The organism is Microbacterium sp. UBA837 (assembly GCF_002296025.1).
GTDB lineage: Bacteria > Actinomycetota > Actinomycetes > Actinomycetales > Microbacteriaceae > Microbacterium.
Genome location: NZ_DBHD01000022.1, coordinates 45,704 through 61,817 on the forward strand (window position 1 = coordinate 45,704; position 16,114 = coordinate 61,817).

Genomic DNA, 16,114 nt, shown 5'->3' on the forward strand with positions numbered 1-16,114 from the left:
ACGTAGAATCGGACGATCATGGCAACCTTCGGCACGCTCTCGGATCGCCTTACCGAAACCTTCCGCAACCTCCGCACCAAGGGCAAGCTCACGCCCGCAGACGTCGATGGGACCGTCCGCGAAATCCGGCGCGCACTTCTGGATGCCGACGTCGCGCTCCCTGTCGTCAAGGAGTTCACCGCGAAGGTGCGAGAGCGCGCGCTCGGCGACGAGGTCAACCGTGCCCTCAACCCGGCCCAGCAGGTCGTCCAGATCGTCAACGAGGAGCTGATCGGCATCCTCGGCGGGCAGCAGCGGCGACTGCAATTCGCCAAAACGGCTCCGACTGTCATCATGCTGGCGGGCCTGCAGGGGTCGGGAAAGACGACCTTCGCGGGCAAGCTCGCGAAGATGCTCGAGAAGGACGGTCATACACCGCTTCTTGTGGCCTGTGACCTGCAGCGCCCCAATGCCGTGAACCAGCTCCAGGTCGTCGCCGAGCGGGCCGGAGCCGCGATCTACGCGCCCGAGCCCGGCAACGGCGTCGGAAACCCCGTGAAAGTCGCCAAGGATGGCGTCGAGTACGCGAAGCAGAAGCAGCACGACATCGTCATCATCGACACCGCAGGTCGGCTGGGTGTGGATGCCGAGCTGATGAAGCAGGCTGCCGACATCCGGAAGGCGACTGACCCCGACGAGGTGCTGTTCGTCATCGACGCGATGATCGGCCAGGACGCCGTCAACACCGCGAAGGCTTTCCAGGAGGGCGTCGACTTCACGGGAGTTGTCCTCTCCAAACTCGATGGCGACGCACGCGGTGGCGCCGCCCTGTCTGTGGCATCGGTCACCGGTCGCCCCATCATTTTCGCGTCCACGGGCGAAGGGCTGGACGACGTCGAGCCTTTCCACCCCGACCGGATGGCGAGCCGGATCCTCGATCTCGGTGACATCCTCACCCTCATCGAACAGGCGCAGAGCGCCTTCGATGAGGCCGAAGCGGCCAAGATGGCCGAGAAGCTCGCGACTGAGCAGTTCACGCTCGAGGACTTCCTCGAGCAGATGCAGCAGCTCAAGAAGATGGGCTCGATGAAGAAGATGCTCGGGATGCTTCCGGGCATGGGCCAGATGAAGCAGCAGCTCGACGACTTCGACGAGCGCGAGATCGATCGCACCGAGGCCATCATCCGGTCGATGACGCCCGGCGAGCGGCGCAACCCGAAGATCCTCAACGGATCGCGGCGCCTGCGTATCGCGCGCGGTGCGGGGATGACGGTCACCGATGTCAATCAGCTCGTGCAGCGGTTCGATCAGGCGGCCAAGATGATGAAGACCGTCGCGCGCGGCGGTGTTCCCAACATCCCCGGCATGGGTCCGGTTCCCGGCGGCGGTCGGCCCGGTGCGTCAGCCAAGCGCGGCAAGCAGTCCAAGGCGCAGAAAGCACGCCAGGGTTCCCGATCGGGCAACCCCGCGAAGCGCGCTGCCGAAAACGCCGGTCTCGCGACGCAGAACGCGACACCCACCGGTTCGGGCTTCGGCCTGGGCGGCGGGCAGCAGGCTCCGACCGAGGCCGACCTTGCTGAACTCCAGAAAATGCTCGGAAAGAACTGACGCCCGCGCACTGACATTGCGCAGCTGAACTCTCGCCGCGGGACCGGGGCGTTCGCTACAATCCGCACGTCATCTGTCTTCCCCGGCGAGCGGAACCGAGAATGTCCGTGCTCAGCGGTCAGCACCTGTTCGACCGTGATGTGCCGCGCTTTCTCGAGAGCCCCGCGGGCGTGCTCCCGCCCTACCCTCGGCGCACATGGCTGCGCTGGGCGATGCGGGGAGTGCTCGCTCTCCCGCTGATCGTCGTCGTCGTGCGCTACGCGCTGCTGGCTCCCGAACCGTGGCACGACACGGCCAATCAGGCGCTGCTGCCCCGCGTGCGCGACGGAGCAGGAGCCTCGGATTTCAGCCAGCTCTTGACGACGTTCTCGCCGCCGCTGGGCGCGCTGCCGGCCCTGGTCCTCCCGTCGGAGTTACTCCTGGCGCTCGGTGGAGCGCTGCTGGGAGGTTTCTTCCTCCAGGGTCTTGACCAGGCGATGTTCCGCCGCGGGCTGCATGGCATCATCCGTCTCGTCGTCCTGGTCTCGCTGCTGATCTCGCCGGTGTTCGTTCTGCTCGCGGCAACCGACATCACAATGTTCGGCGCCGTCGTCCTTTTCGGCTTCGGACTCATCGACATCGTGCGTTTTGAGAATCTCGCCAACACCCAGGCGGGATTTCGTGCAGGGCTGTTGCTCGGGGCAGCGGCGATGACCGACGTACGGGCCATCCCACTCGTTCTCACCGTGGCGATCGTGGGTACTCTTCTCATCCACTCCCGCCCAAAGGCCCGGGCGGCGAACGCGGTGATCGTGGCCTTTCCCACCGTCGCGGTCACTGTCGCGCTCGCCCTCGCCGGCGTGATCATCGGCTCGGGACCGCTCACTTTTCTCCGCACCGATGCGACAAGTGCCGCCCGCGCGATCGAGGCGCTGGTCTCGGATCCGCTCAGCGAGCCGCTCATGCTGTATCTCGCGCCCGTGCTTGTTGTGGCGATAACCGCGGGAGTGTTCGGATTCGCGCGCTCGGGCGTCATGATGCTCTTGATCGCGGTGGGTGCTCTGGCGGGTGTGCTGGTGGGTTCCCCGCTGATCGCCGCTGCAGCGCTCGCCTATCTGCTGGTGCACATCTCGGTCACCATCCTTCCGACCGAATCGCCAGCCCAGCATGCGGCGATCGTCGTGATGTGTTCCGTTCTCGTCGGCATCGTCGGGTGGGTGGTCGCCTCGCGACTTCCCGAAGCCCAGGAGTGGTCGGTCGTCTTCACCGGTTTCGGTTCGGTTCCGTCTGGCGGGGGCGACGGATGACGGACATCGATGTGAGCCTCCTGGATGTCGGCTTTCGCGCGGTGTACGCCCGTGAAGGGTGGATTCCGCTCGCGGCCGGTGAGGACGGCACGATCCTGGTCGGGGCCTCTCGCGAGTTGAACCCCGCGCAGGGGGAAGCGATCGCAGACGATCTCGGCGCACCGATCGAGGTGGTTCCGGTGAGCCAGCAGTTCATCGTCGATGCCGTGATCGAGGTGTTCGCGGCAGAGTTCGCTGCCGAGGCGGCAGATGGTCTCGCAAATGCCAATCCGGTGCGCTCGGCACGCACCGTGCTCTCCCGAGGCCAGGTCATCGGGTTCGCGATCGCGGCGAGCGTCGCCGTGCTCGGTGCACTCTTGCTGACCGGCGCGACACTCGTCGTCATCCTCGCCGCCATCAATCTCTTCTTCCTGGCCAGCGTGCTGTTCAAGTTCGTCGTGGCCTTCCGGGGATCCCGCTACGACCTCGTGAACAAGGTGTCGCAGTTCGAACTGGCGATGCTCGACGAAGACGAGCTGCCGTTCTACACCGTGCTGGTGCCGGTCTTTCGCGAAGAGAAGGTCGTCGCGCAGCTCATGACCAATCTCGGTCGCCTGGACTATCCGCGCGACCGCCTCGAGGTGCTGATCCTCGTCGAGGAGGGCGACGACGCAACCCGTGCGACGATCGCTCGGTCAGTAGTCCCGGAGCACTTCATCGTCGTTCCGGTTCCGGCCGGGGTGCCGCAGACCAAGCCCCGCGCGTGCAACGTCGGCCTCGAGCTGGCACGGGGGGACTTCCTCGTGATCTTCGATGCCGAGGATGCGCCCGAGCCCGACCAGCTGAAGAAGGCGGTCATCGTGTTCTCGCGAACCGATGAATCGACAGCCGTCGTGCAGGCCTCGCTCAACTACTTCAACGCGCGGGAGAACGCCCTCACGCGTCTGTTCACGCTCGAGTACGGGGCGTGGTTCGACTACATGCTCATGGGTCTCGAGGACTCCGACCTTCCGATCCCGCTCGGTGGAACGTCCAATCACTTCCGGATGACGGCGCTTCGACGCCTCGGGGGATGGGACCCGTACAACGTCACCGAGGATGCCGACCTCGGCATCCGCGCCAGCGCACTGGGCTATCGGGTCGGTGTCGTCGATGCCACGACGATGGAGGAGGCGACCTCGCGGGTCCCGCAGTTCATCAAACAGCGCAGCCGATGGATCAAGGGATACATGCAATCCGCTCTGGTGCACTCGAGGCAGCCCATCGCGCTGATCCGTCGGATCGGCCTGCGGCGCTTCGCAGCGTTCGCTCTGCTGATCGCAGGCACGCCGTTCACGTTCCTCAGCGTCATCCCGTTCGCGATCCTGCTCGTGCTCGCCCTCGCGCTGCCGTTCTATGTCGTTCCCGTTGAGGTTCCGCCGATCGTGATCGTGTTGAGCGCCTTGAACTTCTTGCTCGGCTACTCCCTGCTGATCTACATGAACATGATGGGCCCGTATAAACGGGGATTGTTCGGGCTCGTGCCCTGGGCCCTCTTGAAACCGGTGTTCTGGGTTCTGCACTCCATCGCGGCGTACAAGGCGCTGTGGCAGCTGATCACCAGGCCGCACTACTGGGAGAAGACCGAACACGGAACCTCCCGGTTCGCTGCGCCGCACGTCGACACCGCGGAGCATCCCGATCCCGCGCTGCCTGAGGAACCAGCCTCCGATGATCCGGAGGCGGGCCTCAGCCCCGAGGAGCGGGACGCGCGCAGCGCCGGGGAGCGTCAACGCCGGATGTCGTGGTGAATCTCCCCGCTAGCGCAGAGCGTTCAGGTGATCGCGTAGCGTCGGCCCGTCGCGGAACTCGGTGACGAGGTGACGCACGACTGCTCGCAGGTCTCCGCCGTTCTCGTCCGCCACCCTCAGTTGCCGTTCGTAGCTGGCACCGGTGGCGAGGATCTTCTCGACGCCGGCGAATTCCTTGGCGCATTTGAGCTGGACAGAGATCTCGGCGAGGTCATCCAGAACGTCGCGGAGGTGCTGACCAACTGGCGCGAGTGTTCCGTCCCGGTCGACGATGATCTCGGCATCCAGTCCGTACCTGGCCGCCCGCCACTTGTTCTCGCGGAGGAACCAGGGTTGGATGCCGGTCAGTTCTTCCCCGGCGTCGAGTCGCCGTGAGAAGTGCTCCACCAGCACCTGGATGAGCGCCGCGACCGCTGCAAGCTCGGGCAGCGTCGACATCCCGTCGCACGCGCGCACCTCGATCGTGCCCCAGCGTGGTGCGGGCCGGATGTCCCAGCGCACCTCGGTCGCATCCTCCATGACGCCCGTGCGCACCATGTCGTCGAGGTAGGCCTCGAACGCTGCCCAGTCATCGAGCAGCCAGGGCAGTCCCGCGGTGGGCAGTTGCTGGAAGACGAGCGCCCGGTTCGACGCGTAGCCGGTGCGGTCGCCAGCCCAGAAAGGACTCGACGCCGACAGCGCCTGAAGGTGGGGGAGATACGTCGATAGGGCGCGGATGAGCGGCATGACCTTGTTGACGTCCTCGACACCCACATGGATGTGGATGCCCCAGATCATCATGTTCCGGCCCCACCACTGGGTTCGCTCGATGAGCGCCTGGTACCGAGTCTTGTCGGTGACCTCCTGGTCGTACCACTGCGCGAAGGGGTGCGATCCGGCGCACATCAGGTCGAGGTCCCGCGGCTCGGTCGCCGTCCGGAGTGCACGGATGCCGTCCACCATGTCTTCGGCGGCGGCGGCCACTGTCGCGCCGATTCCGCTGGTCACCTCGACCGTGTTCGTGAGCAGCTCGCTCGTGAGCGAAAAGCGTTCGAGCTCGATTGCTGGCGCGAGCTCGTCGAGGATCTCGGGAGCGCGACCGACAAGGTCACCCGTGCCGCGGTCGGCGAGCATGATCTCCCACTCGAGACCGACGGAGGAGCGAGCGGATGTCGCAAAGCCGAGCGTCATGGCGTCAGTTTCGCATGCGTCGTGTCACCGGGCGCCCATTGCGGCCCGGTGCATCGACGATCAGGAAGCGCCGATCTCGATGAGCAGGACGCCTCCGGCGATCGCCACGACCCCCAAGCCCATCAGCCAGGTGAACGGCTCATCGAACAGAATCTTCGCCAACACCGCCGTCAACGCGACACCGGTAGCCGACCAGATTCCGTAGGCCACGCCGACAGGCATCCCCTCGGCAAGACACAGGAACAGCAGTGTGAAGGCGATGACGTATGACGCGATGACCGGCGCGATCCAGACGGTGCGCCGAAAGCCCTCCGATGCCCGGAGGGACATCGTGCCGGTGACTTCGAAGACGATGGCGCCCACGAGGTACACCCACATCACTGTGCGTCCTCCGGATCACTCGCCGCCCGTCGCGGTACCGTGCGTGCAGCCCCGGCTCCGAACTCCACGAGAAACACCCCGGCGACGACCACGACGATGCCGAGGCTCATGAGCCACGTCAATGGATCCCCGAACAGCACCGATGCGAGCACTGCCGTCAGCGCGACTCCGGAGGCCGCCCACACTCCGTATGTCAGGCCGATGGGCGCACCGGCCCGCAGCAGGAGCGTGAGGCAGGCAAAAGCTCCCACGTAACCGATCCCGACGCCGACGAACCAGATAGCCGAGTCGACCGAAAGGCGAAGCGAGAGAGTGCCGCCCACCTCCAGCACGATCGCACCGATCAGATAGAGCCACTTCGTCACGCTGCACCTCCGCCTGGGGCAGTCTCTTGTCGTGTCACGGCTCACACGCTACCGGCGACGTGTGTCGACATCGGACGACAATCGGCGCGGTTCTCGGCATCCGGTCGGATCTGGCAGAATAGAGGGTCGGACCGCGCTCGACCCTCTATCCAGCGCGTCCACCCCCTGAGCTTCCGCCGGGTGTGCACCCCACGCTCCAGGCGATCAGTTCGTTCGAATCCACCACACAGGAGAATCGTGGCTGTCAAGATCCGCCTCAAGCGGCTCGGTAAGATCCGTGCCCCGTACTACCGCATCGTCGTCGCAGACTCGCGCACCAAGCGTGACGGGCGCGTCATCGAAGAGATCGGCAAGTACCACCCGACCGAGGAGCCCTCGTTCATCGAGGTCGACTCTGCTCGCGCCCAGTACTGGCTGAGCGTGGGCGCTCAGCCCACCGAGCAGGTGCGTGCCATCCTCAAGATCACCGGCGACTGGGGAACCTTCAAGGGCGACAAGAACGCCACCTCGACCCTGAAGACTGCAGAGACCAAGGAGGCCTTCGAGGCCGACTCGGCCAAGAAGTCGGTCATCAAGCCCAAGGCTGAGAAGAAGGCTGAGGAGGCCCCCGCGGCCGACGCCGACGCCGACGCTGCACCCGAGGCCGCTGAGTCGGCCGAGACCGCAGAAGCCTGATCCGTGCTCGCCGCCGCGCTCGAACACGTCGTCAAGGGAATCGTCGACAACCCGGATGACGTGCGTATCCTTTCGTCGGAGTCCTCACGTGGTGAGGTGCTCGAGGTGCACGTGCACCCCGACGACCGAGGACGCGTCATCGGGCGCGGCGGTCGCACGGCCAAAGCTATCCGCACCCTGATCTCGGCCCTGGCCGACGGGCGCCGCGTGCGGGTTGACGTCGCGGACGACTGACGTGGTCGATTCGGACGGGCGTCCGGCGCCGCCCCCTTCGGCAGGAACCCAGCTTCGGGTCGGACGCCTGGTGAAGGCGCACGGGCTGAAGGGTGCACTGAAACTTGAGCTCTACACCGATAACCCCGACGGCCGATTTGTCCCGGGAGCGACGTTCACCCTCCAGGTTCCCGACACCTCGCCCTGGCACGGCAAGCCGTTGACCGTTCGGGAGTTCCGCTGGATGAACTCCCACCCCGTCGCCTTCTTCGAAGGTGTCGATGATCGGACCGCCGCAGAGAGCCTCGTGCGTGCCATCCTCTGGGTCGATGAGGCAGCCGACGCGGCATCCGAGGAAGAGGATGCCTGGTTCGATCACCAGCTCGTCGGCCTCGACGTCCGCCGCGGTGACGCCTCCGTCGGCCGCGTTATCCGCGTTGAGCATCTGCCGGCGCAGGACCTGCTGATCGTGCGCACCGAGGCCGAGAGCGAAGTGCTCGTGCCCTTCGTCAAGGCGATCGTTCCGGTGGTCGATCCCGCTGCGGGGTATGTCGTCGTCACGCCGCCGGCTGGCCTGTTCGAGGAGCTCGTCGACGAGGATCCCGAACCCGCCGCATCCTCTGACGATTCCCCCGAGGACCCGGCTGCCGACACCGACGGGAACTGACGTGCGGATCGACGTCGTCACGATCTTCCCCGGGTTCTTCGACGTCCTCGAGGTTTCGCTGATCGGCAAGGCTCGCGAGCGTGGCCTCCTCGATGTCCGCGTTCACGATCTGCGTCAGTGGACGCATGACCGTCACCGCACCGTCGATGACACGCCCTACGGGGGCGGTGCCGGGATGGTCATGAAGCCCGAACCCTGGGGCGAGGCGCTGGACGAACTCGCTCCAGTCGATGCGTCACCTCGGCCGACGATCGTGTTCCCGTCGCCGGCTGGGGAACTGTTCCGCCAGTCGACCGCGCGTGAGCTCGCTCTCGAGGAGCACCTCGTCTTCGGGTGCGGACGGTACGAGGGCATCGACGAGCGCGTGTTCGAGGAGGCCTCCGCGCGCGGCTCGGTTCGCCTCATAAGCCTCGGTGACTACGTTCTCAACGGGGGCGAAGTGGCGGCCATGGCGATGATCGAAGCCGTCGGACGCCTCATTCCTGGGATGGTCGGCAACCCGGCGAGCATCGTCGAGGAGTCCCACGAAAATGGGCTCCTGGAGTATCCGTCGTACACGAAGCCCGCCGTTTGGCGAGATCGCGCCGTGCCCGACATCCTGCTCAGCGGCAATCACGGTGCGATTGCGCAGTGGCGCGCAGAACAACAGATCGAGCGCACCCGGACGCGCCGCCCTGATCTGCTACCGGAGTGAGCGGGCGCCGCTGAGGCGGCCCTCCGCCAGCGTGGGGAGTCACCGACTTGTCACATGCGAGAAACCCGCCGGCCGGTTCAGCGCGACAGACTGAGAGTCCGTCACCCGCTGAAGGGACCGTTGCCATGCGCCGCGCCAAGATCGTCGCCACCCTGGGACCAGCAACATCCTCATACGACCAGATCGAGGCTCTCGTTCGCGCGGGGATGGATGTCGCGCGGCTGAACATGAGCCACGGCGAGTGGGACATTCACGAGCGGTCGTACGCCAACGTGCGCCGCGCGGCTGACGCCACGGGGCGTGCGGTCGGCATCCTCGCGGATCTGCAGGGGCCGAAGATCCGGCTCGGACGCTTCGCAGACGGCCCGCACCACCTCGAGCCAGGCGACATCTTCACGATCACCACCGAAGACGTCGAGGGGACGCGCGAGATCTGCGGGACCACGTTCCCGCAGCTGGCCTCGGATGTCGTCGCCGGCGACACGCTGCTCATCGACGACGGCAAGGTGCGCCTGCGAGTGCTCGATACCGACGGCGTCCGGGTCCGCACCGAGGTCGTCGTCGGGGGAGCGGTCTCGAACAACAAGGGAATCAACCTTCCCGCCGTGGCAGTCAGTGCACCCGCGCTGAGCGCGAAGGACGAAGCCGACCTGCGCTGGGCGCTGGCGCTCGGTGTCGACATGATCGCGCTCTCGTTCGTGCGTTCGCCCAAGGACGCGCAGCGGGCCCGGATCATCATGGCCGAGGAGAATCGCCGCATCCCGATCATCGCGAAGATCGAGAAGCCGGAGGCCGTCGAGCACCTGCAGGAGATCATCGACGCGTTCGACGGTGTCATGATCGCGCGGGGCGATCTCGGCGTGGAGTTGCCGCTGGAAACCGTGCCGATCGTGCAGAAGCGGGCGATCGAACTGGCACGACGCTGGGCGAAGCCGGTGATCGTTGCGACCCAGATGCTCGAATCGATGATCGAGAATCCGGTGCCGACCCGCGCCGAAACCTCGGATGTCGCCAACGCCGTGCTCGACGGTGCTGACGCTGTGATGCTCTCGGGCGAGACGAGCGTCGGTGCGCATCCCGTCACAGTGGTCGAGACGATGGCGCGGATCGTCAGATCAACCGAGGAGACCGGGCTCGAGCGCGTACCTCAGCTCGGCACGAAGCCTCGGACGCAGGGCGGCGCTCTGACCCTCGCTGCCGCGACGATCGCCGACTTCGTCGACGCGAAATTCGTGTGCGTGTTCAGTCAGTCCGGCGACTCAGCCCGTCGTATGGCGCGGCTTCGCCACCGCGTGCCGATCCTCGCTTTCACCGATCTGCCGGGAACCCGGTCCCGTCTGGCGCTCAGCTGGGGCGTGGAGCCGTTCCTGGTCGCGCGGGCCACCTCGACCGACGGGCTCATCGAACTGCTCGACCGGGTGCTCATCGAGGCCGGTCGGGCGGTTCCCGGCGACGTCGTGATCATGACCGCAGGGGCGCCCCCGGGGACGCCGGGGTCGACGAACAACGTGCGGGTGCACCGCGTCGGTGCCTCCGACGGGTCTTGACCGCGAGTGCAGTCGCTACTCAGCTGACGCCGAGGAAGCTCCGGTCGGTGAGGATGACGGGGCCATCCTCCGTGATCGCGATCGTGTGCTCGGAGTGAGCCCCGCGCGAGCCGTCCGCGCTGCGTAGCGTCCAGCCGTCGGCATCCGTTCGCAGCTGGTCCGTCGACTGCAAGAACCAGGGTTCGAGTGCCAGCACGAGTCCGGCGCGCAGGGGGTAGCCCCGGTGTGGTTTGCCATCGTTGGGGACGTGCGGGTCCCCGTGCATCTCGCGCCCCACGCCATGACCGCCGAAATCCGTGTTGATCGAAAGGCCCTCGCCGTGAGCGACGGCGGCGATGGCTGCCGAGATGTCGCCGATGCGGTTCCCGACGACAGCCGCACCGATCGCGGCGTCCAAGGCGCGCTCGGTCGTGTCGATGAGGACGAGGTCCTCGTCACGCGGCGTGCCCACCACGAAAGACACCGCGGAGTCGGCGACCCAGCCGTCGACCGATACGGCGAAATCGAGCGTCACGAGGTCACCGTCTCGGATGGCGTAGTCGAAGGGAAGTCCATGGAGCACGGCGTCATTGATCGACGTGCAGATGACCTTGCCGAAAGGACTCGCCCCGAAGGACGGGTGGTAGTCGATGTAGCACGACTCGGCGCCCGCCTTGCGGATCATTTCGTGCGCTCGGCGGTCGATGTCGAGGAGGTTCGTGCCGACGCGGGTCTCATCGCGCAGGGTCGCGAGCACTTCGGCGACGAAGCGACCCGCCGGTTTCATCGCCTCAATCTCGGCAGGGGTGCGCAACTCGATCATCAGTTTCCTCTCGACCGATCCATTCTGTCCGATCTACTATCGATCGGCTGTGAGGATGCCTCGCATCGCGCGCCCCGGATGCCGCGGCCCAGAGCCGGGCGTAGCATCGAAGCATGTGGCTGCGACGCGCGTATTACGGCTGGATGATCCCCGCCGCCTTCGTGCTGCCGTTGTGGCTCTTCGTCGGCTGGATCGCATTCAACGCCGGCGCGTGGGCGTTGCTGTGGGTCTTGCTCATGGCCATTCCCTCGGTACTCATCGGCCAGCTCGTGCTCACGCTCTTGGTCCGCGCGCGTCCGACCGCCCGGTCTGAGCGAGCGGTGTCGTGGTGGGATGTCGCAGGATTCACGGTGTGGCACGCCCTCACCATCGCGCTGGGCTTCTTCGTCGCAGCGTGGTGGTTCCCCGTCTTCCTGCTGACGGTCGCCGTCGGGCTTTCGCTCTTCTGGCTGATGCTCTGGCAGCTGTGGCGCGAAGCACGTCCGGGCCTGTCTACGCTGCGTAGCGCGTCTGGAGTGTCATACATCCCGCCCTCGCCGTCGACTCCGCCGCGCCGCGAGGACCCCGAGGTCATCGTCATCACCGAGCAGCAGCGCGGCTCCTGACGGTTTTGTTCGCGGCGGCTGTCGTGGCAGAATAGCTGTTTGTGCCTTGACGGATTCTGCCTCAGGGGAATCCACCGCCGGTCCTGACCGCGGTTCGGCACGCCTCATCCTTTTCTATCCACCCGCGACCGACCTGTGGCGGCCGCAGAGAGTAGCGATCATGCAGACCCTCGATATCGTCGACGCAGCCTCCCTGCGCAGCGACATCCCCGCTTTCGGCCCCGGCGACACCGTCAAGGTGCACGTGAACATCGTCGAAGGAAGCCGCTCGCGCGTCCAGGTCTTCCAGGGTGTCGTGCTCGGTCGCTCCGGCGACGGCGTGCGCGAGACCTTCACCGTCCGCAAGATCAGCTTCCAGGTGGGCGTCGAGCGTACCTTCCCCGTGCACAGCCCGATCATCGACAAGATCGAGCTCGTCACCCGCGGTGACGTGCGTCGAGCGAAGCTCTACTACCTCCGCGAGCTCCGCGGCAAGAAGGCAAAGATCAAGGAGAAGCGCGACAACTGAGTCCGCACCTCTCCACGTGTGCCCCGGTACCCCTCGGTGTCGGGGCACACGTGTCTTCCCTGGGTGTTGCCCGCCACCCGGGAGCCCCATCGTGTGACACCCTTATCTGAGCGTCCGCAGCACGGCGGACGGATTGGATCGCTGCATGACTTCCGACGCCGAGGCACCCGCTGAGCCCGTGACACGGTCGCAGCGGCGTCGAGAGGGAGGCCGGCGCGGCGGCTGGGTGTTCCTGCGCGATGTGCTCGTCATCATCCTGATCGCCGTCGTCGTTTCGGCTCTGGTGAAGACGTTCCTGGTCCGTTCGTTCTACATCCCGTCGAGCTCCATGGAGAACACGCTTCAGGTCGACGACCGCATCCTCGTCGACGAGCTCACGCCGCGATGGAACGGGTACCAGCGCGGTGACATCGTCGTGTTCCAGGACCCGGGTGGATGGCTTCCCCCGAGCGTGCGCCCGGCACAGTCTCCGTTCGTCGAGGGCATCGATTGGCTGCTCACGCTGGTCGGTCTCTCGGTCTCGGACTCCGAAGACCACCTCATCAAGCGGGTCATCGGGGTCCCCGGTGACCACGTCGTGTGCTGCAACGCGCTCGGCCAGATCACGATCAACGACGTGCCGATCGACGAGTCGGCATACGTCAAGCTCGACCCGGGCCAGAGCGCGCCGGATCCTGTGCCGTTCGATGTCGTCGTTCCCGACGGGAGCCTCTGGGTCCTCGGCGACAACCGTGACCACTCGAAGGATTCTCGATTCAACCAGGACCAACCAGGTTCTGGGTTCGTGCCGATGGAGAACGTCGTCGGTCGCGCATTCGTGATTACGTGGCCGATTGCTCGGTGGGGACTCCTGGACCCGCACAGTGAGGTCTTCGCCGGGGTTCCCTCGGGCGAGGGAGCCGACGCTCGATGACGAACGCATCGCGAGCGGTCCCGCGCCTCACCCTGGAGCGGAAGCTGCTGCGCGAGTACGACCTCGTCATCTCGTGCGACGAGGTCGGTCGCGGCGCTCTTGCAGGGCCGGTTGCTGTCGGGGCTACCGTGACAGATGCTGCGCTGTCTCGCCGCCGCGTTCCCGAGGGGTTGCGCGACTCGAAGCTGATTCCCGAACCGCGCCGTGCGGAGCTGGCTCGACGCGCCGCTGGTTGGGTCGTCGACAGTGCTGTCGGGTGGGCGAGCTCGGCCGAGATCGATGAGATCGGCATCCTTCCCGCGCTCGGGCTCGCGGCCAGGCGCGCGCTGGCGGAGCTCACGGCCCACGGCGTGGACCTGTCGCGCGCGATCGTGATCCTCGACGGGAACCACGACTACATCTCGCGGGCAGCCGGGCCCCGACTCACGGTCCGCCCCGTGATCAAGGCCGATCGCGACTGCGCGGGCGCTGCTGCGGCATCCGTCATTGCGAAGGTCGCCCGAGACGACCTCATGGTCGGTCTCCACGACGACCTGCCCGCCTACCAGTGGGTTCGCAACAAGGGGTACGCGAGTCCCGAGCACCGTGCTGCGATCCTCGAGCACGGGGTGAGCGATCACCATCGGGTGTCGTGGGCCTTCGCTGGAGCTCCGACGCTCTTCTGAGGTGCCCCAGGAGGAGCCTGGCCGTGGTCGCTTGCCGCATCCCGGGAACTAGGATGAAAGCACCATGGATGACGAGGTCTTCGAGGACTACGACCGCGAACTGGAACTGGCGCTGTATCGCGAGTACCGGGACGTCGTACACCAGTTCCAGTACGTGATCGAGACGGAGCGACGCTTCTACCTCGCCAACGATGTCAATGTCGTTCGCCGGGACACGGAGCACGACTTCTACTTCGAGATCACGATGAACGACGTGTGGGTGTGGGACATTTACCGCGCGGATCGATTCGTGAAGTCCGTGCGCGTGCTCACCTTCAAGGACGTCAACGTCGAGGAACTCCAGCGCGGCGACTTCCAGTTGCCCGACGAGCTCACGCTCGACAGCTGAGCGTCTTTCCTCCCCAGGGGGTTCATTCCCCAGCTTCTTCGTTTCTTGCCTCGACCTCGCGCTCGCCGATCCGTGTGCGGCGACGCTGGAGATATGGCACGCAAAGACGAGCTCGGCAGAGCGGGCGAAGAGGCCGCCGAGGCCTACTTTCGGGCACGAGGCTTCGAGATCCTCGATCGCAACTGGCGTTGCCGGGCGGGTGAGATCGACCTCGTCGTTGCCGACGCCGACACTGTCGCCATCGTCGAAGTCAAGACGCGACGCTCTGCCGCTTTCGGGCATCCGTTCGAGGCGATCGATGGCCGAAAGCTCCATCGTCTGCACCAGCTGGCGCGGGAGTGGCGCACCACCCACCGTGATTCGGCGGGCAGCCGTCGCTTGCGCGTCGACGGGCTCGCCATCACCGGCGACCCGACGGCGCCCCTGCGGATCGAGCACCTGCGAGACCTCGCGTGAGCCTGGCCCGAACGTGGGCGATTTCGCTGGTGGGAATCGAGGGGGTCGCCGTCGAGGTCGAGGCCGACCTTTCCGATCAGCTGCCTGACTTTCGCATCATCGGACTTGCCGACCGGGCGCTGGGAGAGTCATCTCAACGCGTACGCAACGCCTGCGCCAACAGCGATGTGCCGCTTCCCAGCAGGCGCCTGACTGTCAATCTCTCGCCCGCAAGCCTTCCCAAACACGGCTCCGGGTTCGATCTCGCGATCGCTGTCGCTGCCCTTGCCACGCAACTGCCGATTTCGGCAGACGCGCTGATCCGCACTGCGCATATCGGCGAACTCGGCCTCGACGGCAGATTGCGTCCGGTCCCCGGCATCCTTCCCGCGGTTATGGCTGCCGCTCGCGCGGGGCTCGAGACCGTTGTCGTGCCGCGAGCCAGTGAAGACGAGGCAGCGCTTGTGCCCGGAATCACGGTTGTCGGTGCGACGAGTCTCGGCGATGTGTTGTCACGCCACGGGATCGACGCGCGACTTCCCGCGGCCGATCCCGTCGACGCGTCTGCTGACGGCGACGCGGCCGAGGAGACGCTGGACCTTGCCGACGTCGTCGGCCAAGACGAGGCGGTTGCCGCGGTCCTTGTAGCGGCGGCTGGTGGGCACCATCTGCTGATGACCGGTCCGCCGGGCGCCGGCAAGACGATGCTCGCCCGACGGCTCCCCGGGATTCTGCCGCCGTTGGATGATAACGCTGCCCTTTCTGCGGCATCCATCCGTTCGCTCTCGGGGAGCGCTGTCACCCATCTCTCCCGCATCCCGCCGTTCGAAGCGCCGCACCACAGTGCGAGTGCTGCAGCCCTTGTCGGCGGCGGCACCCGGGCTCCGCGCCCGGGCGCGATCGTCCGCGCCAGCGAGGGCGTGCTGTTCCTGGACGAGGCTGCAGAGTTCGCCACCACGGTGCTCGATGCGCTGCGGCAACCTCTCGAGTCCGGGCGCATCACCGTTCATCGGGCCGGATACACGGCGTCTTTTCCCGCACGCTTTCAGCTGGTGCTGGCTACCAACCCGTGCCCGTGTGGAAACCGGGGGCTTCGGGATGCCGTGTGCGAGTGCCCGTCGCAGGCGATCAGGCGCTACCAAAACCGGCTGTCTGGCCCGCTTCTTGATCGCGTCGACATCGAGTTGACCCTGCTGCGGGTCGGCCGTGTGCCCGAGGCGCGGGGAGCCCTGGACTCGACTCGGGCTCGAGCCCTCGTGGTCGACGCCCGCAACCGGGCCGCGCGCCGCCTCTCGGATACGCCGTGGCGGCGAAATGCCGACGTGCCGGGCACGTGGCTGCGCTCCGGCGCTGGGGCGCTTCCGCCCGGGGTTCGCGCTCCTCTCGATGCTGCACTGGCCCGGGGCAGTCTGACGCTGCGTGGATACGACCGGGTTCTTCGGGT

The 16,114-nt window shown here is 66.3% G+C and carries 19 protein-coding genes; 15 read left to right on the forward strand and 4 right to left on the reverse strand.

Annotation, left to right across the window (positions count from 1 at the left end; translation table 11 throughout):
* Nucleotides 1-18: 18 nt before the first annotated feature.
* From ffh to B3587_RS01955, 3 genes are all read left to right on the forward strand, one after another.
* Complete coding sequence (gene ffh, locus B3587_RS01945; protein ID WP_228178139.1) at nucleotides 19-1,587, forward strand: signal recognition particle protein; 1,569 nt, start codon at nucleotides 19-21, stop codon at nucleotides 1,585-1,587.
* Nucleotides 1,588-1,688: 101 nt separating this feature from the next.
* Nucleotides 1,689-2,873 carry a hypothetical protein gene (locus tag B3587_RS01950; protein WP_292726141.1) on the forward strand — a complete coding sequence of 395 codons (1,185 nt, stop codon included), beginning with the start codon at nucleotides 1,689-1,691 and terminating at the stop codon, nucleotides 2,871-2,873.
* Nucleotides 2,870-4,642: a glycosyltransferase gene (locus B3587_RS01955; RefSeq protein WP_292726143.1), complete on the forward strand. Its 1,773-nt coding sequence runs from the start codon at nucleotides 2,870-2,872 to the stop codon at nucleotides 4,640-4,642. The genes B3587_RS01950 and B3587_RS01955 overlap by 4 nt, the downstream gene beginning before the upstream one ends.
* 9 nt (nucleotides 4,643-4,651) lie before the next feature.
* On the opposite strand, the gene B3587_RS01960 is transcribed toward B3587_RS01955, so the two are convergent.
* Genes B3587_RS01960 through B3587_RS01970 form a run of 3 tightly spaced genes read right to left on the reverse strand, consistent with a single transcriptional unit; the run spans nucleotide 4,652 to nucleotide 6,558 of the window.
* On the reverse strand, nucleotides 4,652-5,812 hold the full coding sequence (locus tag B3587_RS01960) for a glutamate--cysteine ligase (RefSeq protein WP_292726145.1): 1,161 nt from the start codon (nucleotides 5,810-5,812) through the stop codon (nucleotides 4,652-4,654).
* A 60-nt stretch (nucleotides 5,813-5,872) separates the two neighbouring features.
* Complete coding sequence (locus B3587_RS01965) at nucleotides 5,873-6,193, reverse strand: DMT family transporter (RefSeq protein WP_228178143.1); 321 nt, start codon at nucleotides 6,191-6,193, stop codon at nucleotides 5,873-5,875.
* On the reverse strand, nucleotides 6,190-6,558 hold the full coding sequence (locus B3587_RS01970; protein WP_228178144.1) for a DMT family transporter: 369 nt from the start codon (nucleotides 6,556-6,558) through the stop codon (nucleotides 6,190-6,192). The genes B3587_RS01965 and B3587_RS01970 overlap by 4 nt, the downstream gene beginning before the upstream one ends.
* A 237-nt stretch (nucleotides 6,559-6,795) precedes the next feature.
* Here B3587_RS01970 and rpsP point away from each other — a divergent pair, with 237 nt between their 5' ends.
* The 5 genes from rpsP (at nucleotide 6,796) to pyk (ending at nucleotide 10,354) form a co-directional block, all read left to right on the forward strand.
* Nucleotides 6,796-7,233: a 30S ribosomal protein S16 gene (rpsP, locus tag B3587_RS01975; RefSeq protein WP_228178145.1), complete on the forward strand. Its 438-nt coding sequence runs from the start codon at nucleotides 6,796-6,798 to the stop codon at nucleotides 7,231-7,233.
* A gap of 3 nt (nucleotides 7,234-7,236) precedes the next feature.
* On the forward strand, nucleotides 7,237-7,467 hold the full coding sequence (locus tag B3587_RS01980; protein ID WP_228178146.1) for an RNA-binding protein: 231 nt from the start codon (nucleotides 7,237-7,239) through the stop codon (nucleotides 7,465-7,467).
* 1 nt (nucleotide 7,468) lies between these two features.
* Entirely contained in the window at nucleotides 7,469-8,113 is a 645-nt protein-coding gene (rimM, locus tag B3587_RS01985) for a ribosome maturation factor RimM (protein ID WP_292726148.1), read from the forward strand.
* 1 nt (nucleotide 8,114) lies between these two features.
* Nucleotides 8,115-8,807: a tRNA (guanosine(37)-N1)-methyltransferase TrmD gene (trmD, locus tag B3587_RS01990; protein WP_292726150.1), complete on the forward strand. Its 693-nt coding sequence runs from the start codon at nucleotides 8,115-8,117 to the stop codon at nucleotides 8,805-8,807.
* Nucleotides 8,808-8,932: 125 nt separating this feature from the next.
* Entirely contained in the window at nucleotides 8,933-10,354 is a 1,422-nt protein-coding gene (gene pyk / locus B3587_RS01995; protein WP_228178149.1) for a pyruvate kinase, read from the forward strand.
* 19 nt (nucleotides 10,355-10,373) lie between these two features.
* Here pyk and map read toward each other — a convergent pair whose 3' ends face one another.
* Entirely contained in the window at nucleotides 10,374-11,156 is a 783-nt protein-coding gene (gene map, locus B3587_RS02000; RefSeq protein ID WP_228178150.1) for a type I methionyl aminopeptidase, read from the reverse strand.
* A gap of 113 nt (nucleotides 11,157-11,269) precedes the next feature.
* Between map and B3587_RS02005 the strand changes: the two genes are divergently transcribed.
* The 7 genes from B3587_RS02005 to B3587_RS02035 form a co-directional block, all read left to right on the forward strand.
* Nucleotides 11,270-11,761 carry an MFS transporter permease gene (locus tag B3587_RS02005; RefSeq protein ID WP_228178151.1) on the forward strand — a complete coding sequence of 164 codons (492 nt, stop codon included), beginning with the start codon at nucleotides 11,270-11,272 and terminating at the stop codon, nucleotides 11,759-11,761.
* Nucleotides 11,762-11,921: 160 nt separating this feature from the next.
* Nucleotides 11,922-12,269 (forward strand): 50S ribosomal protein L19, encoded by a 348-nt coding sequence (gene rplS / locus B3587_RS02010; protein WP_228178152.1) that lies wholly within the window; start codon nucleotides 11,922-11,924, stop codon nucleotides 12,267-12,269.
* Nucleotides 12,270-12,414: 145 nt separating this feature from the next.
* The gene (lepB, locus tag B3587_RS02015; RefSeq protein WP_228178153.1) at nucleotides 12,415-13,182 is read left to right on the forward strand and encodes a signal peptidase I; all 768 of its coding nucleotides are present in this window, start codon (nucleotides 12,415-12,417) and stop codon (nucleotides 13,180-13,182) included.
* Nucleotides 13,179-13,847, forward strand: a complete 669-nt coding sequence (locus tag B3587_RS02020; RefSeq protein ID WP_228178154.1) for a ribonuclease HII — start codon at nucleotides 13,179-13,181, stop codon at nucleotides 13,845-13,847. The genes lepB and B3587_RS02020 overlap by 4 nt, the downstream gene beginning before the upstream one ends.
* Before the next feature lie 64 nt (nucleotides 13,848-13,911).
* On the forward strand, nucleotides 13,912-14,235 hold the full coding sequence (locus B3587_RS02025) for a DUF2469 family protein (protein WP_195691615.1): 324 nt from the start codon (nucleotides 13,912-13,914) through the stop codon (nucleotides 14,233-14,235).
* A gap of 93 nt (nucleotides 14,236-14,328) precedes the next feature.
* Complete coding sequence (locus B3587_RS02030) at nucleotides 14,329-14,691, forward strand: YraN family protein (RefSeq protein WP_292726154.1); 363 nt, start codon at nucleotides 14,329-14,331, stop codon at nucleotides 14,689-14,691.
* A partial coding sequence (locus B3587_RS02035; protein ID WP_292726155.1) for a YifB family Mg chelatase-like AAA ATPase occupies nucleotides 14,688-16,114 on the forward strand: 1,427 nt, incomplete at its 3' end. The genes B3587_RS02030 and B3587_RS02035, both read left to right, overlap by 4 nt.